This window comes from Kitasatospora sp. NPDC101108 (genome assembly GCF_055584725.1).
The window spans coordinates 171,452-187,907 of record NZ_JBVJLM010000001.1 but is presented as its reverse complement, the minus strand read 5'-3'; the positions used below and the strand labels follow the sequence as shown (position 1 = coordinate 187,907).

General features: G+C 74.7%; 14 protein-coding genes and 1 pseudogene. 13 read left to right on the top strand and 2 right to left on the bottom strand.

The genetic code is table 11. The annotated features are described in order from the left end of the window. Nucleotides 1-24: 24 nt before the first annotated feature. The 3 genes from ACZ6Z8_RS00950 (at nt 25) to ACZ6Z8_RS00940 (ending at nt 2,558) form a co-directional block, all read left to right on the top strand. Nucleotides 25-729, top strand: a complete 705-nt coding sequence (locus ACZ6Z8_RS00950; RefSeq protein ID WP_465604865.1) for a 4'-phosphopantetheinyl transferase family protein — start codon at nt 25-27, stop codon at nt 727-729. A gap of 78 nt (nt 730-807) precedes the next feature. Then, nucleotides 808-1,449, top strand: a complete 642-nt coding sequence (locus ACZ6Z8_RS00945; RefSeq protein WP_465604862.1) for a LysE family translocator — start codon at nt 808-810, stop codon at nt 1,447-1,449. Nucleotides 1,450-1,472: 23 nt separating this feature from the next. Further along, nucleotides 1,473-2,558 (top strand): histidinol-phosphate transaminase, encoded by a 1,086-nt coding sequence (locus ACZ6Z8_RS00940; protein WP_465604859.1) that lies wholly within the window; start codon nt 1,473-1,475, stop codon nt 2,556-2,558. A gap of 59 nt (nt 2,559-2,617) precedes the next feature. Here the strand turns inward: ACZ6Z8_RS00940 and ACZ6Z8_RS00935 are convergent, their stop codons facing one another. Continuing rightward, complete coding sequence (locus tag ACZ6Z8_RS00935) at nt 2,618-5,017, bottom strand: ATP-binding protein (RefSeq protein WP_465604856.1); 2,400 nt, start codon at nt 5,015-5,017, stop codon at nt 2,618-2,620. Nucleotides 5,018-5,504: 487 nt separating this feature from the next. Here ACZ6Z8_RS00935 and ACZ6Z8_RS00930 point away from each other — a divergent pair, with 487 nt between their 5' ends. Together ACZ6Z8_RS00930 and ACZ6Z8_RS00925 are read left to right on the top strand one after the other, a co-directional pair. Next, nucleotides 5,505-6,857: an MFS transporter gene (locus ACZ6Z8_RS00930; protein WP_465604853.1), complete on the top strand. Its 1,353-nt coding sequence runs from the start codon at nt 5,505-5,507 to the stop codon at nt 6,855-6,857. A gap of 67 nt (nt 6,858-6,924) precedes the next feature. Continuing rightward, complete coding sequence (locus ACZ6Z8_RS00925; RefSeq protein WP_465604850.1) at nt 6,925-7,773, top strand: SAM-dependent methyltransferase; 849 nt, start codon at nt 6,925-6,927, stop codon at nt 7,771-7,773. A 25-nt stretch (nt 7,774-7,798) separates the two neighbouring features. On the opposite strand, the gene ACZ6Z8_RS00920 is transcribed toward ACZ6Z8_RS00925, so the two are convergent. Beyond that, nucleotides 7,799-8,992 (bottom strand): CapA family protein, encoded by a 1,194-nt coding sequence (locus ACZ6Z8_RS00920; protein ID WP_465604846.1) that lies wholly within the window; start codon nt 8,990-8,992, stop codon nt 7,799-7,801. A gap of 296 nt (nt 8,993-9,288) precedes the next feature. On the opposite strand from ACZ6Z8_RS00920, the gene ACZ6Z8_RS00915 reads away from it, so the two are divergent. From ACZ6Z8_RS00915 to ACZ6Z8_RS00880, 8 genes and pseudogenes are all read left to right on the top strand, one after another. Then, nucleotides 9,289-9,930 (top strand): DUF4360 domain-containing protein, encoded by a 642-nt coding sequence (locus ACZ6Z8_RS00915; protein WP_465604844.1) that lies wholly within the window; start codon nt 9,289-9,291, stop codon nt 9,928-9,930. Nucleotides 9,931-10,096: 166 nt separating this feature from the next. Then, a complete protein-coding gene (locus ACZ6Z8_RS00910; protein ID WP_465604841.1) occupies nt 10,097-11,788 on the top strand; it encodes a purple acid phosphatase family protein in 1,692 nt (563 codons plus the stop codon). A gap of 109 nt (nt 11,789-11,897) precedes the next feature. After that, nucleotides 11,898-12,125, top strand: a pseudogene (locus ACZ6Z8_RS00905) (hypothetical protein); the annotation flags it as partial. 356 nt (nt 12,126-12,481) lie between these two features. Further along, a complete protein-coding gene (locus ACZ6Z8_RS00900) occupies nt 12,482-13,525 on the top strand; it encodes a beta-ketoacyl-ACP synthase III (RefSeq protein WP_465604838.1) in 1,044 nt (347 codons plus the stop codon). 101 nt (nt 13,526-13,626) lie between these two features. Next, complete coding sequence (locus tag ACZ6Z8_RS00895; RefSeq protein ID WP_465604835.1) at nt 13,627-13,860, top strand: acyl carrier protein; 234 nt, start codon at nt 13,627-13,629, stop codon at nt 13,858-13,860. After that, on the top strand, nt 13,860-14,828 hold the full coding sequence (locus ACZ6Z8_RS00890) for an alpha/beta fold hydrolase (RefSeq protein WP_465604832.1): 969 nt from the start codon (nt 13,860-13,862) through the stop codon (nt 14,826-14,828). Before ACZ6Z8_RS00895 ends, ACZ6Z8_RS00890 begins: the two co-directional genes overlap by 1 nt. A 35-nt stretch (nt 14,829-14,863) precedes the next feature. Beyond that, the gene (locus tag ACZ6Z8_RS00885) at nt 14,864-15,526 is read left to right on the top strand and encodes a diguanylate cyclase (RefSeq protein ID WP_465604830.1); all 663 of its coding nucleotides are present in this window, start codon (nt 14,864-14,866) and stop codon (nt 15,524-15,526) included. Between the two features lie 73 nt (nt 15,527-15,599). After that, nucleotides 15,600-16,448, top strand: a complete 849-nt coding sequence (locus tag ACZ6Z8_RS00880; protein ID WP_465604828.1) for a DUF1906 domain-containing protein — start codon at nt 15,600-15,602, stop codon at nt 16,446-16,448. Nucleotides 16,449-16,456: the final 8 nt, after the last annotated feature.

Sequence of the window (16,456 nt, the reverse complement as noted above, 5' to 3'; positions counted from 1 at the left end):
CCATCCGACGTTCACCCCGCCGACGTGCGCCCGCCCGACCGGTGGCCGGACGGCCCGGCCGCGCCGAGCCTCGCCGAGGGCGAGGTGCACGTCTGGCGAACCCGGCTCGACCCGCCCGAGCCGGTCGCGCGCCGGTACGCCGAGCTGCTCGACCCGGAGGAGCGGGCCCGGGCCGACCGCTGCCGGCTGCCGGTCGAGCGTGCCCGCTTCGTCGCCGCGCACGGCGCGCTGCGCACCGTCCTGGCCCGCTACACCGGCCGGGCACCCGCCGGCCTGCGCCTGCACCGCACCGCCCGCGGCCGCCCCCGCCTGGCACCGGCACCGCACCCCGCGGTGCTCGACTTCAACCTCAGCCACTCGGGCGACCTGGCCTTGATCGCCGTCACCCGAACCGGCACCGTCGGCGTCGACCTGGAGGAGGTCCGCGCCGACCTCGACCACCGTGCGATGGCCGCCCGCTTCCTCGGCCCGGCCGAGGCCCGGATGGTCGCCGGCCTGCCCCCGACCGCCGGGCGGTACGCCTTCTTCACCCGGTGGACCTGGCGGGAGGCGTACGCCAAGGCCGCCGACCTGCCCGTCCCGCGCCGGCTGGGACCCGGCGCGCCGGGCCCGCTGCCGATCACCGTGGATCTTTGGAAACTGAGCAACCTCCCGCTGGACAAAGGATATTGTGCGACGGTCGCGGCCCCCGAATCCTGCGCGCCGCCGCTCCGCTGGACGCTGACCTGACGCAGGACCGGGCCCGCAGGACGTCGCCCACCCGCTGATCCGCCCGACGAGGACTGCGGACGAAAGGAGCCGGATCGCATGCCCGAACTGTCCAGCCTGTGGTGGTTCTTCACGGCCTCACTGGTACTGCTGCTCATCCCCGGCCCGTCCGTGCTCTACGTGACCGGCCGGACCCTCGACCAGGGCCGCCGCGCCGGACTGCTGTCCACCCTCGGCCTGGCCTGCGGCGACCTCGTCCAGGTGCTCGCGGCCGTGGTCGGCCTGTCCGCCCTGGTCGCCTCCTCGGAGACCGCGTTCAACGTGATCAAGTACGCGGGTGCCGCCTACCTCGTCTGGCTCGGCGTCAAACGGCTGCGCACGCCGGACCCGGATCCGTCCGCAGAACAGGCCGACGAGCCGCCCGCCCGCTCGCCCCGGATCTTCACCGACGGCCTCGTCGTCAACGCCCTCAACCCGAAGAGCACCCTGTTCTTCCTCGCCTTCCTGCCCTCCTTCATCCACAGCGGCAGGGGAGCGGTCTGGTCCCAGACCCTGGTCTTCGGACTGGTCTTCGTGGTGGTCGGCATGGCCACCAACGCCGGCTGGGCGCTGCTGAGTTCACTCATGCGCCAGCGCGCCCGGAAGAGCCGCGGCTTCCTCCGCGCCGAGCGGTACGTCGTGGCCGGAGTCTTTTTCGTCCTCGCCGCCGCCACCCTGGCGACCGGCCTCACCGGCGGCTGAGCCGCCCACGGGAGTCCACCGACATGACCGACGCGCCCACCGCCGCCCCGCCGCTGACCGCCCACCACCTGCTGGCGGGCAACGAGAACCCCTACCCGCCGCTGCCCGGCGTGCTGGAACGGGCCACCGCCGCCCTGCACACCCTCAACCGCTACCCGGACCCGGCCGCCACCCGCCTGGTGGCCGCCCTCGCCGGCCACCTGAACGTCCCGCCGGCCCATGTGGTGGTCGGCCCCGGCTCGGTCGGCGTGCTGTTCCAGCTGGTCCGCGCGGCGGCCGGCCCGGGCGACGAAGTCCTGTTCGCCTGGCGCTCGTTCGAGGCCTACCCGGAGGCGGCCGACCTCGCCGGGGCGATCGCCGTGCCCGTCCCACTGGCCGAGGGCGAGGTCCACGACCTGAGCGCGATGGCCGCCGCCCTCACCCCGCGCACCAAGGTCGTCCTGGTCTGCAACCCCAACAACCCGACCGGCACCGCCGTCCCGCCCGCCGAGCTGGTGAAGTTCCTGGACGCGGTACCCGCCACCACCCTGGTCGTCCTGGACGAGGCCTACCGCGAGTTCGCCCCCGAGGACACCCCGGACGGCATCGACCTCTACCGCACCCGCCCCAACCTGGTCGTCCTGCGCACCTTCTCCAAGGCCTACGGGCTGGCCGGCCTCCGGGTCGGCTACGCCGTGGCCCACGACACCGTCGCCGCGGCGGCCCGCGCGGTCGCGCTGCCGTTCGGCGTCAGCCGGATCGCCCAGGACGCCGCCGTCGAGTCCCTCGCGGCCGGGCCCGAACTGCACGAGCGGGTCCGCGCGCTGGTCGCCGAACGCACCCGGGTCCAGGTCGCGCTGCGCGGCCAGGGCTGGCCGCTGGTGGAGTCCCACGCCAACTTCGTCTGGCTCCGGCTCGGTGAGCACACGGCGGCCTTCGCCGCCGCCTGCACCGAGGCCGGGATCACCGTCAAGGTCTTCCCCGGCGAAGGCGTCCGGCTCAGCATCGGCGAAGGCGCCGCCAACGACGCCGCGCTCGCCGTCGCGGCCGCCTGGCGCGCCCGCACGGCCCAGCACTCCTGCGGGGCGCCTACGGCCACCTGGACCCGTACACCGCCAGCCGCTGGCTGACGGTCTTCGACCGAGGCCTCCCATCCCGGGGGCGTCCCGGGCGCGCCGCCGGACAGGCCCTACGCCGAGCCGGGCGGTCGGGGTGCGGGAGGGCAGCTGTCCAGCCGGGCCCGGACGGCGTCGGCGTCCCGGTGCTGGAGGTCCTCCAGGATGGCGAGGCCGCGGTTCCAGGCCGCCCGGGCGGACTCGACGTCGCCGAGCGCCAGATGGGTGTCCCCGAGGTGGGTGTGGATGTCGGCCTGGAGGAAGTAGTCGCCGACGGCCACCCGCAGACGCAGGGACTCGTGGTAGGCGGGCAGCGCCTCGTGGTACTCGCCGAGGCGGTGGTGGATGAAGCCGATGCTGTCCCAGATGGACGACTGGCCGGGCAGGTTGCCCGTCTCGCGGGCCAGCTCCAGGGCGCGCCGGCAGTGCGGCAGCGCCTCCCGCAGCTCGCCCTGCTGGGCCAGGTACCAGCCGATGCTGTTGAGCGCGAGGGCCTGCCCGGACGGGTCGCCGATCGCCTCGAACAGCGCCAGGGCCCGGCGGGACTCGGCCACCGCCTCGGCGTCGCACCGCTCCTCGCCGTGGGCGATGGCCAGGTCGAGCCGGGTCCGCCCCTCCCGGGGCCGGTCGCCGAGCGCCTCGAACAGGCCGAGTGCCAGGCGTAGTTGGCGCTGGGCCTCGGGCTGGCGGCCCTGGGAGCGGTGCAGCTGGCCGAGCCAGCGGTGCGCGTGCGCGCGATGGCCGAGGTCGCCGGTGCGTTCGGCGGCGGCCAGCGCCGTCTCGCTCGCCCGCTGCCACTGCTGCCACAGCCCCGACTTGAGCAGGTAGGGCACCTGGGCGCCGACCAGCTGCCAGGCGTGGACGTCCGCCCCGGTCCGGTGCGCCAGGTCGACGATCCGCTCCAGCACCGGCTGCTCCTCCCGGTACCAGTCGAGCGCCTCCCGCCGGTCGGTGAGCTCCTCGGGGCCGACCCCGGTGGCGGGTTCCGTGAGATCCAGCGTCTGCCAGGAGACGTCGTCGGCGTAGGCGAGGACGGCGGCGCGGTGCGCGGTGTGGAGGTAGTGGTCGAGCATCCGCAGGGTCCCCGCGGCCTGCCCCTCCGGCGGTTCGAGGGCCGCCGCCTGCTCGGCGGCGTAGACGCGCAACAGGTCGTGGAAGGTGTACCGGTCACGCTCTGGTGCGGTGATCAGATGGGCCCGGTGCAGCTCCTCCAGCAGGGCGCGGGTCCCGGACAGCGGCCGGCCCGCGAGGCTCGCGGCCGCCGCCGTGCTGATGGTCGGGCCGGGGTGCAGGCCGAGCAGCCGGAACAGCCGGGCGGCCTGGGGGGTCAGCGCGCGATAGGACCAGGAGAGCACCGCCCGGACGTCGGCGTGGCTGTCACCCGCTGACAGGAGGTCCAGCCGCGCCCGGGAGTCCCGCAGCTCGCGCGCCCACACGTCCAGCGGGGTGCCGGGGTGGTCGGCCGCCCGTGCGGCGGCGATGTTCAGTGCGAGCGGCAGCCGGGCGCACAGCTCGATCAGCTCGTCGGCGGCCTCCTGCTGCTCCGTAACCGTCGCCGTGCCCAGCCGACGGGCGAGCAGTTCGCGCGCCTCGGCGGGGGAGAGCACGTCGAGCGCCAGCGGTACGGCGCCGTCCAGGGCGACCAGGCCGGGCAGCCGGTTCCGGCTGGTGACCACGACCAGGCAGGTGTGGGAGCCGGGGAGCAGCGGGCGGACCTGTTCCGCCTCGCGGACGTTGTCGAGGACGATCAGCGTGCGGGTGCCCGCCAGCCTGCTGCGCAGCAGCGCGAGCTGCCCGTCCGGGTCGGCGGGGACGCGCAGGGCCGGGACGCCCAGCGCGTCCAGGAAGCCGCGCGCCACGTCGGCGGGGTCGACCGGGGCCCGGGCCGGGTCGAAGCCGCGCAGGTTGGCGAAGAGCTGGCCGTCGGGGAAGCGGTCGGCCACCCGGTGGGCGAAGTGCACGGCCAGGGTGGTCTTGCCGACGCCCGCGGTGCCGGCGATCGCCGAGATCACGACCGTGCCGCAGCCGGGGGTCAGGTCGTCGAGCAGCCCGTCGAGCAGCCGGAGCTCCCTGCTCCGGCCGGTGAAGTGGCGGATGGCCATCGGAAGCTGCTGCGGACCGCTGGGACCACTGGGGCCGGTGGGCCCGGCGGGACCGGTAGGGCCGGTGGGGCCGCCCCCGGGTGCCGCGGCCGGTGCGTCCGTCCCGGCCGGCGGGGGCGTCCCGGCGACCCCGTCCGCTCCGTCCGTTCGGTGCGGCTCCGCGGTCTGCCCGGCGTCCGGGCCCCGCGCCGCCGTCAGCCACTGGGCGCGGGTCTCCGGGTCGAGGCCGAGGGCCCCGGCGAGCCGGACCACCGAGGACATCCGCGGGCGTCGCCCGCCCGCCTCCAGGGCGCTGATCGACCGGGCCGACACCCCGGACCGCTCGGCGAGTTCGTCCTGGCTCCATCCCGCCGAAAGGCGTCGTTCCCGCAACAGCGCGGCAAAAATCGCAGCCCCCACAGATCCCCCCGGGTCCCGGTGATCCGCGGCGTCGCCCCGCCCGTCCGACCCGGATCGCAAACGAGCGTAGTCCCACGACGCCCAAGTGTCAGGTCAACGTCAGGTCAACGTCGTGGTCGGAGCGGCAGTGCCGGGGCGAGGATGAACGTCCGACGGACCGGTCCGGGGAGGGACGACCGAACGCCCGCAGGCTCGCTTCGCGTCCGACCGCGGCTCAGGCCCGGGCCGTCGTTCCCCCCACGGCATTCGCGCACAGCGGCACCCGCGTCGAGGTGGGCGACCGATCCGCCGGTCCGACGCGCGGCGCCCCGCCCGGGTGCCCGCCGCCGGGCCGGACCGCAGGGCGCGGCGACGGGGGTGCCGCGCCCGCCGAGGCCCCGCGACGGCCGACCGCAGCCCGGCCGTCGCGGGGCCACCGCCTCCGATTCCGCCGCAGGTCGAACGGTGCCATGCTGAGGCCATGACAGATCACATCGAGACCGCCCCGGTCCGCGACGGGGTGCAGGACGGGGGCCGGCGGCGGGAGTTGGCGGCGGCGACGGTGGGGTCGGTGGTCGAGTCCTTCGACTGGAACATCTACGCCGTGCTCGCGCCCTACTTCGCCGCCGACCTGTTCGGCCACGGCAAGGGCGGAGTCAGCGGTGTGCTCGCCGCGTACGCCACCTTCGCGGTCGGCTTCGTGGCCCGGCCGGTCGGCTCGTACCTGATAGGACGGCTCAGCGACGCCCGGGGCCGGCGCTTCGCGCTCAGTCTCGGCATGGCCGTGATCGCCGTGGCCGGCCTGGGCCTGGCCGTGCTGCCGGGCCAGCGGACCATCGGCGTCTGGGCGGCCGTACTGGCCGTCGTGGTACGGGTGGTGCAGGGCCTCGCCTTCGGCGGGGAGGCGCCGAGCGTCGCCGCGTACGTGACCGAGACGGCCCCGCCCCGGCACCGCTTCGCGTTCAGCTCGGTCTCCTACGGCGGGATCATCGTCGGTTCGCTGCTCTCCTTCGGGGTGCTCACCCTGCTGATCCACACCATCGGCAAGTCCGGCCTGGAGAACGGCGGCTGGCGCTGGGGCTTCCTGGTCGCCGCGCTGCTGGGGCTGGGCGCGGTGTGGGTGCGCCGGGCCGCGCCGGAGAGCGCCGAGTTCCACCGTACCCGGGCCCGGGTACGGCCGGGCGGCCGCCCGTCCTTCCTGCGCACCGTCCGCGACCACCGCTGGGCGGTGCTCACCGTCTTCCTCAACACCCTGGGCGGCACGGTCGGTTACTACTTCGCCCTGACGTACCTGCCGCAGTACGCCGCCGCCTACCACGTGATCGACAAGGAGCGGGCCGCCTCGTTCATGACGGTGGTGCTGGCGATCGTGCTGGCCACCATGCTGCTCACCGGCGCCGCCGCGGACCGCTTCGGCCTGCTGCCGGTCGCCCGGATCGGCTTCGGGCTGCCGATCCCGCTGGTCTGGGTCCTGCTGGCCGGGCTGCGCGGCGGCTGGCTGCCGTTCCAACTGGTGGCCGTGGCGCTGGGGATGATGGTGGCGACGGTGCTCGGCACGCTGAACGTCTTCACCGGCCTGCTGTTCCCCACCGAGGTGCGGGCGGTCGGCCTCGGCGTGGTCAACGCGGCCACCATCGCCGCGTTCGGCGGCACCTTTCCGCTGCTCGCCGAGTGGCTGGGCCACCACAACGGCTTCGGGGTGATCCCGGTCTACGTCACGGTCTGCACCGCCGGACCGGCCCTGGGCCTGCTGACGGCCATGCGGGTGCCCTCGTTCACCGCCGCCCTCCGGGAGGCGGAAGCGGACGTTCAGCCGACACCGGGAACCGCCTGACGGACGCTCACGTCCTGTGGTTGAGTGTGGTCCGGACCGGACGCCGGACGGGGAGGGCGAGGCAGCAGTGGACAGCAACGAGTCGGAGAGCTGGCTGATCGAGGCCGACTTCGAGCAGCCGCCGCAGGTGGACCTGCGGACCGACCGGGCGCACTCCGCGCGGGTCTACGACTACCTGCTCGGCGGGAAGACCAACTTCCCGGCGGACCGCGAGGTCGGCGACCGGGTGCTCGCCGAGCTGCCCGCCGCCCGGGCCGGGGCCGCGGCCGCCCGCGCCGTGATGCACCGGATGGTCCGCCGGCTGGCCGAGCAGCACGGCATCCGCCAGTTCCTGGACGTCGGCACCGGCATCCCCACCGCGCCCAACCTGCACGAGATCGTCCAGGCGGTCGACCCGGCCTGCCGGGTGGTGTACGTGGACAACGACCCGATCGTGCTGGCCCATTCGCGTGCGCTGCTCACCAGCACGCCCGAGGGACGCACCGCCTACGTCGAGGGCGACCTGCGCGATCCGGCGAAGTTCCTGGCCGAGCCGGCGGTGGCCGCCACCCTGGACCTGACCCGGCCGATCGCGCTGACGCTGATCAACATCGTGCACTTCCTCTCCGACGAGGCCGCGCACCCGCCCGTCCGCAAGCTGCTGGACGCGCTGCCCTCCGGCAGCTTCCTGGCCCTGACCGCGGGCACCGCCGACAACGCGCCGGACCAGGTCTCGGCCGGCGCGCGCCGCTACGCGGAGGCCGGCATCGAGGTGCACGCGCGCTCGCACGCCGAGGTGGAACGCTTCTTCACCGGGCTGGAGCTGGACGACCCGGGTGTGGTCCTGATCGACCGCTGGCACCCGGAGCTGGGCGAGCCCTCGGGCCCGGCGGCCGGCGAGGTCTCGGTGTACGGCGGCGTGGGCCGCAAGCTGTAGCGCCCCGACCGGGCTGGCCGGGTGGTCACGGCTGCCGCGGCGCCATGGTGAGGCCCGCCGAAGCGGCGCCGCGGCTGAGCACCACGGTGCGGATGTGCTCCAGCGCGCGGGCCCAGTCGGCGCGGCCGGGTTCGCGGCGGACGGCCTCGCGCAGGTCGAGCACCCGGTAGGGCGGGCCGAGGTCGGTGATCTGCGGGACGAACTCGGCCCGGCTCACGGTCCACCGCCGGCCCGGGCCGGCCGGCGGGCTGACGGTGAAGCGGGCGATCGAGCTCCAGTTGCCGCGCGGGTCCTCCGCGCCGTCGTAGGTGAACATGTGCCCGGCGAGCTGGTCGCCGAGGCCGTACACCGTCCAGGTGTCGCCGATCTTCTCGTAGGCCTGCGGGATGTGGGCGTGGGTGCCCAGGACCAGGTCGATGTCGGGCCGGCCCGGGCCCTGCCCGGCCGCGGACAACTCCTTGGCCAGGGTGAGCTGTTGCTCGTTCGGGGTGTCCTGCCACTCGGTGCCCCAGTGGATGCTGACCACCACCAGGTCCGCGCCGTCCGCCCGGGCGGCCCGGGCGTCGGCGAGGATCCGGTCCCGGTCGATCAGGTTGACGGCCCAGGGCTCGTCCTTGGGCAGCGCGATGCCGTTGGTGCCGTAGGTGTAGGCGAGTTGGGCCACCGTGGCACCGCCCGCCCGCAGCAGCGCGGGCCGCCCGGCCTCCTCGGCGGTGCGGGCGGAGCCGGTGTGGGCGAGGCCGACGGCGTCCATCGCGTCCAGGGTGCGGCGGATGCCGGCCGGGCCGTCGTCCAGGGTGTGGTTGGAGGCGGTGTCGCAGGAGGCGTACCCGGCGTCCTTGAGCGCCTTGGCGACCTGCGGCGGGGACTTGAACGCCGGGTACCCGGTGTACGGACCGCCGTCGGCGCCGTAGACGGTCTCCATGTGGCAGATCGCCAGGTCGGCCGCGCCGATCAGGGGTTTGATCCCGGCCAGCATGGGGCCGAAGTCGTAGCCGGAGCCGCCGGCGTCCTCCTTGGCCTGCTGGATGATCTCGGTGTGCGGCAGCACGTCGCCGGTGGCGAGGATGGTGAACTCCCGTGGCCCGGTCGGGGTGGGCGTCGGTGCGGTGCTGCCCGGGGCCGCGGCCTGCCCGGACGGGTGCGGGGCGTCGCAGCCCGGGAGGGCGAGCAGCAGGGCGAGGGCCGTGACGGCGGTCCGGCGGCGGGGGAGGGACATGGTCGGCTCGTCTCACGATCGGAAGGTGTGACCAACCCTCCGACTATGCGGGCGTGCGTTCCGCGGGCCGTCGGCCCCACGCCCGCAGGTCACCCGGGGGGCTCTGGGGCGCGGAGACAGTGACCATGTGTGACCCCTTGTACACGGTCCGCGGATGTGCTGACATATGCACGTCAATTTCGACGAGGGGTCGCGCGTGAAGCGCCCGGACCGTGTCGCGCGTGAAGCGCCCGGACCGTGTCGCGCGTCGCGCGGCGCCACCCCTGCCTCCGTGGACGACCGAAGGGGAAAACCCCATGCTGCTCCGCACCCTGGCCGCCGCGGCCGCCGTCTCCGCCGCGGTGATCGGCTCACCGGCCTCCGGCGGCGACTCGCTGCCCACCCCGCCGGACCGGATCGTCATCGACGTCGCCACCGTCAACGGCTCCGGCTGCCCGGCGGGTTCGGCCGCGGTGGCCGTGTCGCCGGACAACACCGCCTTCACCGTGACGTACAGCAGCTACCTCGCCCAGGTGGGAGTGGGTTCCAAGCCGACCGACTACCGGAAGAACTGCCAGCTCGACCTGCGGGTGCACGTCCCCCAGGGCTTCACCTACGCCATCGCCTCCGCCGACTACCGCGGCTTCGCCCACCTGGAGAACGGGGCGAGCGGCGTCGAGCGGGCCAACTACTACTTCCAGGGGGACTCCGGTACGACCTACCGCAGCCACCGCTTCAACGGCCCGACGGACGACAACTGGCAGGCGACCGACAGCGTCGACGTCGCCGCCCTGGTCTGGGCCCCCTGCGGCGAGGAGCGCAACTTCAACATCAACACCGAACTGCGCGTCTCCGCCGGCACCTCGGACCCGGCCGGTACCACCAGCTTCATGACCATGGACTCGACCGACGGCAGCATCAACACCGTCTACCACCTCGCCTGGAAGCAGTGCCCCTGATCCCCGGCGGCCCGGCCCCGGCGGTGCCCCGGCCGCCGGGGCCGCGGCGTGCCCGAAGGTGATCAGCCGTCAGAAAAGCCATCGTCTTTGCATGCTCATGCCGTTACAGTGCTGCGGGTCCCGCCCCCTCTCCATGCGAACGGGCCCACTCGGCAGACGGAGCGCCATGACCATCGCACGCAGGTCCATCCTCAAGGGCACCTCGGCGGCCGGAGCCGCCCTGGCCGTCGGCGGCGCCGCCGCCCAACCGGCCTCGGCCTCCGACCGGCCGACCGACGGGCCGACCGACGGACAGGACGGCGCACCGGCCGACGCACCGTCGGCCGGAAGCCCCGACGGCCCCGCGAGCCCGCTGCTCCAGGCCCGCCCGCACCGGATCGGCACCCCCAGCGTCAGCGGCCTGCACCTGCAGTTCGGTACCGACCCCGCCACCGGGATCACCGTCTCCTGGATCACCCCGCAGTCCGTCCGCCGCCCGCAGGTCCGGCTCGGCTCACCCGACGGCGGCCTCGGCAAGGTGGTCCAGGCCGAGACCCGCACCTACCGCGACGCCCTCGGCAAGGACGAGGTGTACGTCCACCACGCGAAGCTCACCGGCCTGCGCCCGGGCACCACCTACCTCTACACCGCCGGACACGACGGCACCAGCCCCGAGACCGGCAGCTTCACCACCGCCCCGCGCGGCCGCACCCCCTTCACCTTCACCAGCTTCGGCGACCAGGCCACCCCCAACCTCCGCCGCCACCTGTCCTTCCCCGACGGCGTGCCCTCCCCGCTCGGCAAGTACCCGGTGTACACGAGCAACCAGATCGGCTCCCCGTACGCCGCCGACATCGTCGCCGCCGTCGAACGCGTCGGCCCGCTGTTCAACCTGGTCAACGGTGACCTCTGCTACGCCTCCTACAGCGGCCGGCACGGCGGGAGCCGCACCGCCACCTGGGCCGACTGGTTCATCAACAACAGCCGCTCGGCCCGGCTGCGCCCCTGGATGCCCTGCGCCGGGAACCACGAGAACGAGGGCGGCAACGGCCCGATCGGCGCCGACGGCTACCAGACCTACTTCACCCTCCCCGACTCCACCGCCGACCGCGACCGGGAGACCCGGGGCATGTGGTACGCCTTCACGGTCGGATCGGTGCGCTTCATCAGCCTCGCCAACGACGACGTCGCCATCCAGAACTCCGGCGACAGCTATCTGCGCGGCTACTCCGGCGGAGCCCAACAGCGCTGGCTGCAACGGGAGTTGAGCACGGCTCGGAGCAGCCGGGCGATCGACTGGATCGTGGTCTGCATGCACCACCCGATGATCTCCAGTTCCAAGCACGGCTCCGGCAGCGACCTCGGCGTCCGGGAGGCCTGGGGCCCGCTGTTCGACGCGTACGGGGTCGACCTCGTGGTCAGCGGCCACGAGCACTACTACGAGCGCTCCCACCCCGTCCGCGGCACCCTGCCCAACGACACCCGCACCCCGGTGCCCACCGGCACGGACCCCGAGGTCGCCGACACCGGCCGCGGCACCGTCCACATGGTCATCGGCGCGGGCGGCAACGCCGCCACCACCCAGGACGACCTGTTCGAACGCCCCCAGGGCCGGGTGGTCATCGGCCTGGAGGACAAGCCCGCCCCCGGCGCCCCCTACCGGGAGTCGATCTGGCTCACCGAGGACGCCCCCTGGGCCGCCTACCAGGACCGCACCCACACCCACGGCTTCGCCGCCTTCGAGGTCGACCCCGGCAACCGCCGCGGCGGCACCACCACCATGCGCGTCACCTACTACACCTTCGACGGCCCGCACGCCGACCTCACCCCGGTCGACACCTTCACCCTCCACCGCCCCCGCACCGACGGCCACGACTGACGCGGCCCCTGCCGGGGATTGCCGCCGCACCCCCGGGTAGGCGCACCCACGCGCCCGGGGCGCCGGCCGTCGGGGCCGGCGCCCGCGGGGACGCGGAAGGAGCGTCGCGATGACCAACGAGGAGACCGGTCACGTCACCGGCACCAAGGACAAGGACTACAACCTGCTCTGGTACGTCGAGGCCTGCCTGAGCAACGCGCTGCGGATGGAGGCCTACCTGAAGGACGCCGAACGGGACGGCGACGACGAGGTCGCGGAGCTGTTCCGCAAGGCGCAGGCCGACAGCCGCAAGGGCGCCGAGCTGGGCAAGCGGTTGCTCGCCAGCCGCCTGTCCGGCGCCGGCTCCGGCACCACGGACACCGGCACCACCGCCCCGGGCACCGGCACGGGCAGCGGTGAGGGCACCGCCACGGTCCCCGGCGAAGCCGGCGCCACCGGTGGCTCCCCGGCGCCCGCGGGTGACCCGGGCGCTCTCCCGCAGGATCCGGGCACGCCATAGCACAGGGCCGGGCCCGGTGCACCCGACGCACCGGGCCCGCTCCGCCGTTCGGGGGGCAACGGCCGCTTCCCGGTGTGGCTCCCGGAGCGGCGTCAGGAGCGCTCCTCTATGAATTGACCGGCGGGTCCGGCCGGTGCGGCAGCGGCGCGGACGCCGCCTTTCCGACGTGTGCGTGTCCGACCGAGGGAGCTCCCGTGACCGACACCCCCTGTGCCCCGGACCGCGGCCGCGGCGCCGCTGCCGTACTGACCGGGCTGGGGGCCTGGCTGCCGCCGCGCCGCGTTCCCAACAGCGAGGTGTGCACCCGCATCGACAGCTCGGACGAGTGGATCCGCGAGCGCATCGGCATCGCCGAGCGCCGGATCGCGGAACCGGACATCGCCACCGGGGACATGGCCGTGGAGGCCGGGTCGCGGGCGATGGCCTCCGCCGCCGTCGGCACTGTGGACGCGCTGGTCCTGGCCACGAACACCCCGGACCGTCCGTGTCCCGCCACGGCGCCCTGGGTCGCCCACCGGCTGGGCCTGTCCGCGGTGGCCGCCTTCGACGTCATGGCGGGTTGCTCCGGTTTCGTGTACGCCTGCACCGTCGCCGCCGGCCTGATCGCCTCGGGCACGGCGCGCCGGGTGCTGGTGATCGGCGCCGAGACGATGACCTCCATGGTCAACCCGCTCGACCGGGCCACCGCCCCGATCTTCGGCGACGGGGCCGGCGCCGTCGTCCTCGAAGCGGGCCCCTCGCACACCGAGGGCGCCCTGGGACCGGTGGTGTGGGGCAGCGACGGCTCCCTCTCCGACGCCATCGCCGTACCCGTCGGGGGCGCGCGCGGACGCCACCGGCGGAACCGGACGGCACCCGGGGAGCACTTCGTGCACATGAGCGGCAACGAGGTCTTCCGGCACGCGGTGCGCAGGATGACGGCGGCCGCACGGGACGCGGCCACCGAGGCCGGCTGGGCGGTCCGCGACGTCGACCGGCTGATCGCCCACCAGGCGAACCACCGCATCACCGCCACGGTCGCCGACATGCTGGAGATCCCCGCGGCCCGCGTCCCGACCAACATCGAGCAGGTCGGCAACACCGCGGCCGCCTCTGTGCCGCTGCTGCTGGCCCACGCCGCCGACCAGGGGGAGCTGAAGCCCGGGCACAGGGTGCTGCTGGTCGCCTTCGGCAGCGGTCTGGCCTGGGCGGCCACCACGCTGGTGTGGCCGGCCGGCCTCTGCGCCCGCCTGGCCTGATCCCGCCTGGCCTGATCCCGCCCGTCCCGAACCCCGCCCGTCCTGCCTGCCCGCGGCCGCCGCCTTCCGGGCAGGCCGTCTTCCACCGGAGGGAACCGCGCATGACGTTCGAGCAAGTCAAGGAGATCCTCACGGACCGGTGCGGCCTGCCGTCCGCGCCCGTCACGCCCGACGCCCCCCTCGCCAGCGCGGGCGTCGACTCCATGGCCCTGGTGGTGCTCTCCATCCACCTGGAGGACCGTTTCGGCGTGGAGATCAGCGAGGACCAGCTGTCCGCAGCGGCCTGCGTGGACGACATGGCCAAGCTCATCAGCCGGTTCGCGGAGAGCCGTTGATGACCCGTCCGTCCCCGCCCGGCCCCGCCGAGGACACCACCCCGGCCGAGGAGCTCCACCAGCTGCGCTGGCAGGACATGAACTACGTCTGCCGGATCGTGCACACGGACCCGGGCGCCGGGCACTGGCGCGGACCGCACCCGGTGGCCGAACCCCTCCTGCTGCTCGGCGGCGCCCTCCAGGACATGTACGCCTGGCCCCGCCTGGAGCGGCGCATCGCCCCGCACACCCCGGTGATCCTGGTCGACCTGCCCGGCTCGGGCCTCGCGGACGACCTGCCCGAGGAGGAGGGGTTCGACACCCTGGCCGCCGCCGCCCTGCACCTGCTGGACGACCTCGGCCTGGCCCGGGTCAACGTCCTCGGCGCCTCCTACGGAGCGCCGATCGCCTACCGGATGGCCCAGCGCCGCCCCGACCGGGTGAGCCGGCTGCTGCTGGCCGGAGCCACCCACCAGGTGACCGGCACCATGCGGGCGTTCCTGCGCGAGGCGGTCAGCCACATCGAGGGCAGCCTCCCCGGACCGGGCGAGTCCCTGGACGACGCGTGCCCGGCACTCGGCCCGTACGCCGACCGCCTGGTGAGCTACCTCGTCAACACCGAGGAGCACCGGCGCGTCCAGCAGTCGGCGGCGGTGCAGCGGCTGCTGCGCAAACAGGCCCTGCGCACCACGTGGCGGCAGGCCCGGCGCCACGCCGCGTGCCACCGCCGGGTCCTGGAGCCCGCCCTCCTCCCGCAGGGCGGGGTCACCGGCGTCCCCGCCCTGGTGTTCACCGGGGAGCACGACCAGACCACCTCCCCGCGGCAGAACCGGGACGTGGCCCGGACCATCGCCGGCTCCACGCTGGTCCTGCTCAAGGAGGCGGACCACATGGCCCACCTGGAACGTGACGCCGAGTACGCCCACCTCGTGCTCCGCTTCCTGCGCGACGAACCGCTCGACGGCCTTGACTTCGCGTACACCGCCTGAGCACGCCGAACCCCGCCGGACGAGAGAGCGAACCCATGCCCAGGACACCCGCCCGCCCGTGGCGACAGTGGCGCGCCGCGACGGAACTGACGACCGGTCCGTCCGACGACGTGGAGAACGCCAGCCGGCGTTTCCTCCTCTACGGAGTGCTGCCCCTGTGGTTCGCACCGGCCGTCGGCGACTGGGTCATGCACCGCCGCTCGCGCATCGAGGACACCAGCGGCCTGCGGGAGTCCCTCGTGCACGCGCTGATGATGGCCGAGGCGGGCACGCCCGTCGTGCTCGGCCTGGTCGCCGAGGTCAACCCCCTGGTCCTCGCCACCATGGGCGCCGCCGCCCTCGCCCACGGAGCCACCGCGCTCTGGGACGTCACGATCGCCACCGGCCGACGGGACGTCACCCCGCTGGAACAGCACATCCACAGCTTCCTGGAGGTGCTGCCGCTCACCGCCGTCGCCTTCACCGCCTGCCTGCACTGGGACCAGGTCCGCTCGCTGGCCCGCGGCGGCGGCACCTGCCGGGCCTGGCGCCTCAACCCCAAGCCCCACCCCCTGCCCGCCCGCTACCTGGCCGGCTTCGCCGCCGCCACCGCGGCGCTGGTCGCCCTGCCCTACGGTGAGGAACTGCTGCGCTGCGCCCGGGCCGAGCGCCGCCGGGCCGCGGCCCAGGGCCTGTCCGGCCGCTCGCCGGTGTCGTGATTCCGGGTGAACCGGCCCGGCGCGCCGTGCCGGTGGGCCGTGAACTCCCGGTGCGGAGGGCTAGGACGGGGGAATGCGTCTTCTTCCCCTGGCCGCGCTCCTCGCGGCCCCGCTCGTCCTGTTCCCCGTCGCCGCCCCCGCGCAGGCGTCCCCGGTCCTCCCGCCCGGGCCCTTCGCCGCCGTGCCGTTCGACGGCACGGAACCGCCGCCCGAGTACCGCTACACCGGCGCCGGGTTCGACGCCTGCTCGGCCCCGCCGGCCGAGGCCCTGTACGTCTGGCGCACCGCCTCGCCCTACGGCGCGGTGAACATCTACAGCAGTGGCAGTCAGCGCGCCTGCCGGCAGACCCGGCTGACGCCGGACTGGGTCGCCACCGTCCGGGCGATGGGATGGAAGCTGGTGCCCACCCACGTCGGCCTCCAGGCGCCCTGCGCCCAGCGCCCGGACAAGCCGCTGCGGATCGACCCGGACCGGGCCGAGGAGCAGGGCGGGCAGGAGGCGGGCGAGGCGGCGGCCGCGCTGGGGGCGCTGGGCCTGGGGCCGGGCAGCCCGGTGTACCTCGACATGGAGGCCTACCCGGTGGGCGACGCGGTCTGCAGCCGGGCGGTGGTCGACTTCACCGTCGGCTGGACCAAGGGCCTGCAGGCGGCCGGCTACCGCTCCGGCTTCTACTCCAGCACCGACTCCGGCATCGCGGACCTCGTCGCCGCCGCCCGGGCCGGCCGGGCCCCGATGCCCGACGCCATCTGGTACGCCCGGTGGGACGGGCGCCCCACGACCACCGGGCAGCCCGGCCTGCCCGACGACCTCTGGGCCGGCCACCGCATCCACCAGCACCGGGGCAGCGCCGACGAGACGTACGGCGGGGTGACCCTCAACGTCGACCCCGACGCCCTGGACGGACTGGTGGCCGGTCCCTGAGGGCGGGT

Excerpts from the sequence above, each read along its gene's own strand:
- ACZ6Z8_RS00945 (WP_465604862.1), top strand. The coding sequence starts at position 808 with ATGCCCGAACTGTCCAGCCTGTGGTGGTTCTTCACGGCCTCACTGGTA.
- ACZ6Z8_RS00940 (WP_465604859.1), top strand. The coding sequence starts at position 1,473 with ATGACCGACGCGCCCACCGCCGCCCCGCCGCTGACCGCCCACCACCTG.
- ACZ6Z8_RS00930 (WP_465604853.1), top strand. The coding sequence starts at position 5,505 with ATGACAGATCACATCGAGACCGCCCCGGTCCGCGACGGGGTGCAGGAC.
- ACZ6Z8_RS00920 (WP_465604846.1), bottom strand. The coding sequence starts at position 8,992 with ATGTCCCTCCCCCGCCGCCGGACCGCCGTCACGGCCCTCGCCCTGCTG.
- ACZ6Z8_RS00915 (WP_465604844.1), top strand. The coding sequence starts at position 9,289 with ATGCTGCTCCGCACCCTGGCCGCCGCGGCCGCCGTCTCCGCCGCGGTG.
- ACZ6Z8_RS00910 (WP_465604841.1), top strand. The coding sequence starts at position 10,097 with ATGACCATCGCACGCAGGTCCATCCTCAAGGGCACCTCGGCGGCCGGA.
- ACZ6Z8_RS00895 (WP_465604835.1), top strand. The coding sequence starts at position 13,627 with ATGACGTTCGAGCAAGTCAAGGAGATCCTCACGGACCGGTGCGGCCTG.
- ACZ6Z8_RS00890 (WP_465604832.1), top strand. The coding sequence starts at position 13,860 with ATGACCCGTCCGTCCCCGCCCGGCCCCGCCGAGGACACCACCCCGGCC.
- ACZ6Z8_RS00885 (WP_465604830.1), top strand. The coding sequence starts at position 14,864 with ATGCCCAGGACACCCGCCCGCCCGTGGCGACAGTGGCGCGCCGCGACG.
- ACZ6Z8_RS00880 (WP_465604828.1), top strand. The coding sequence starts at position 15,600 with ATGCGTCTTCTTCCCCTGGCCGCGCTCCTCGCGGCCCCGCTCGTCCTG.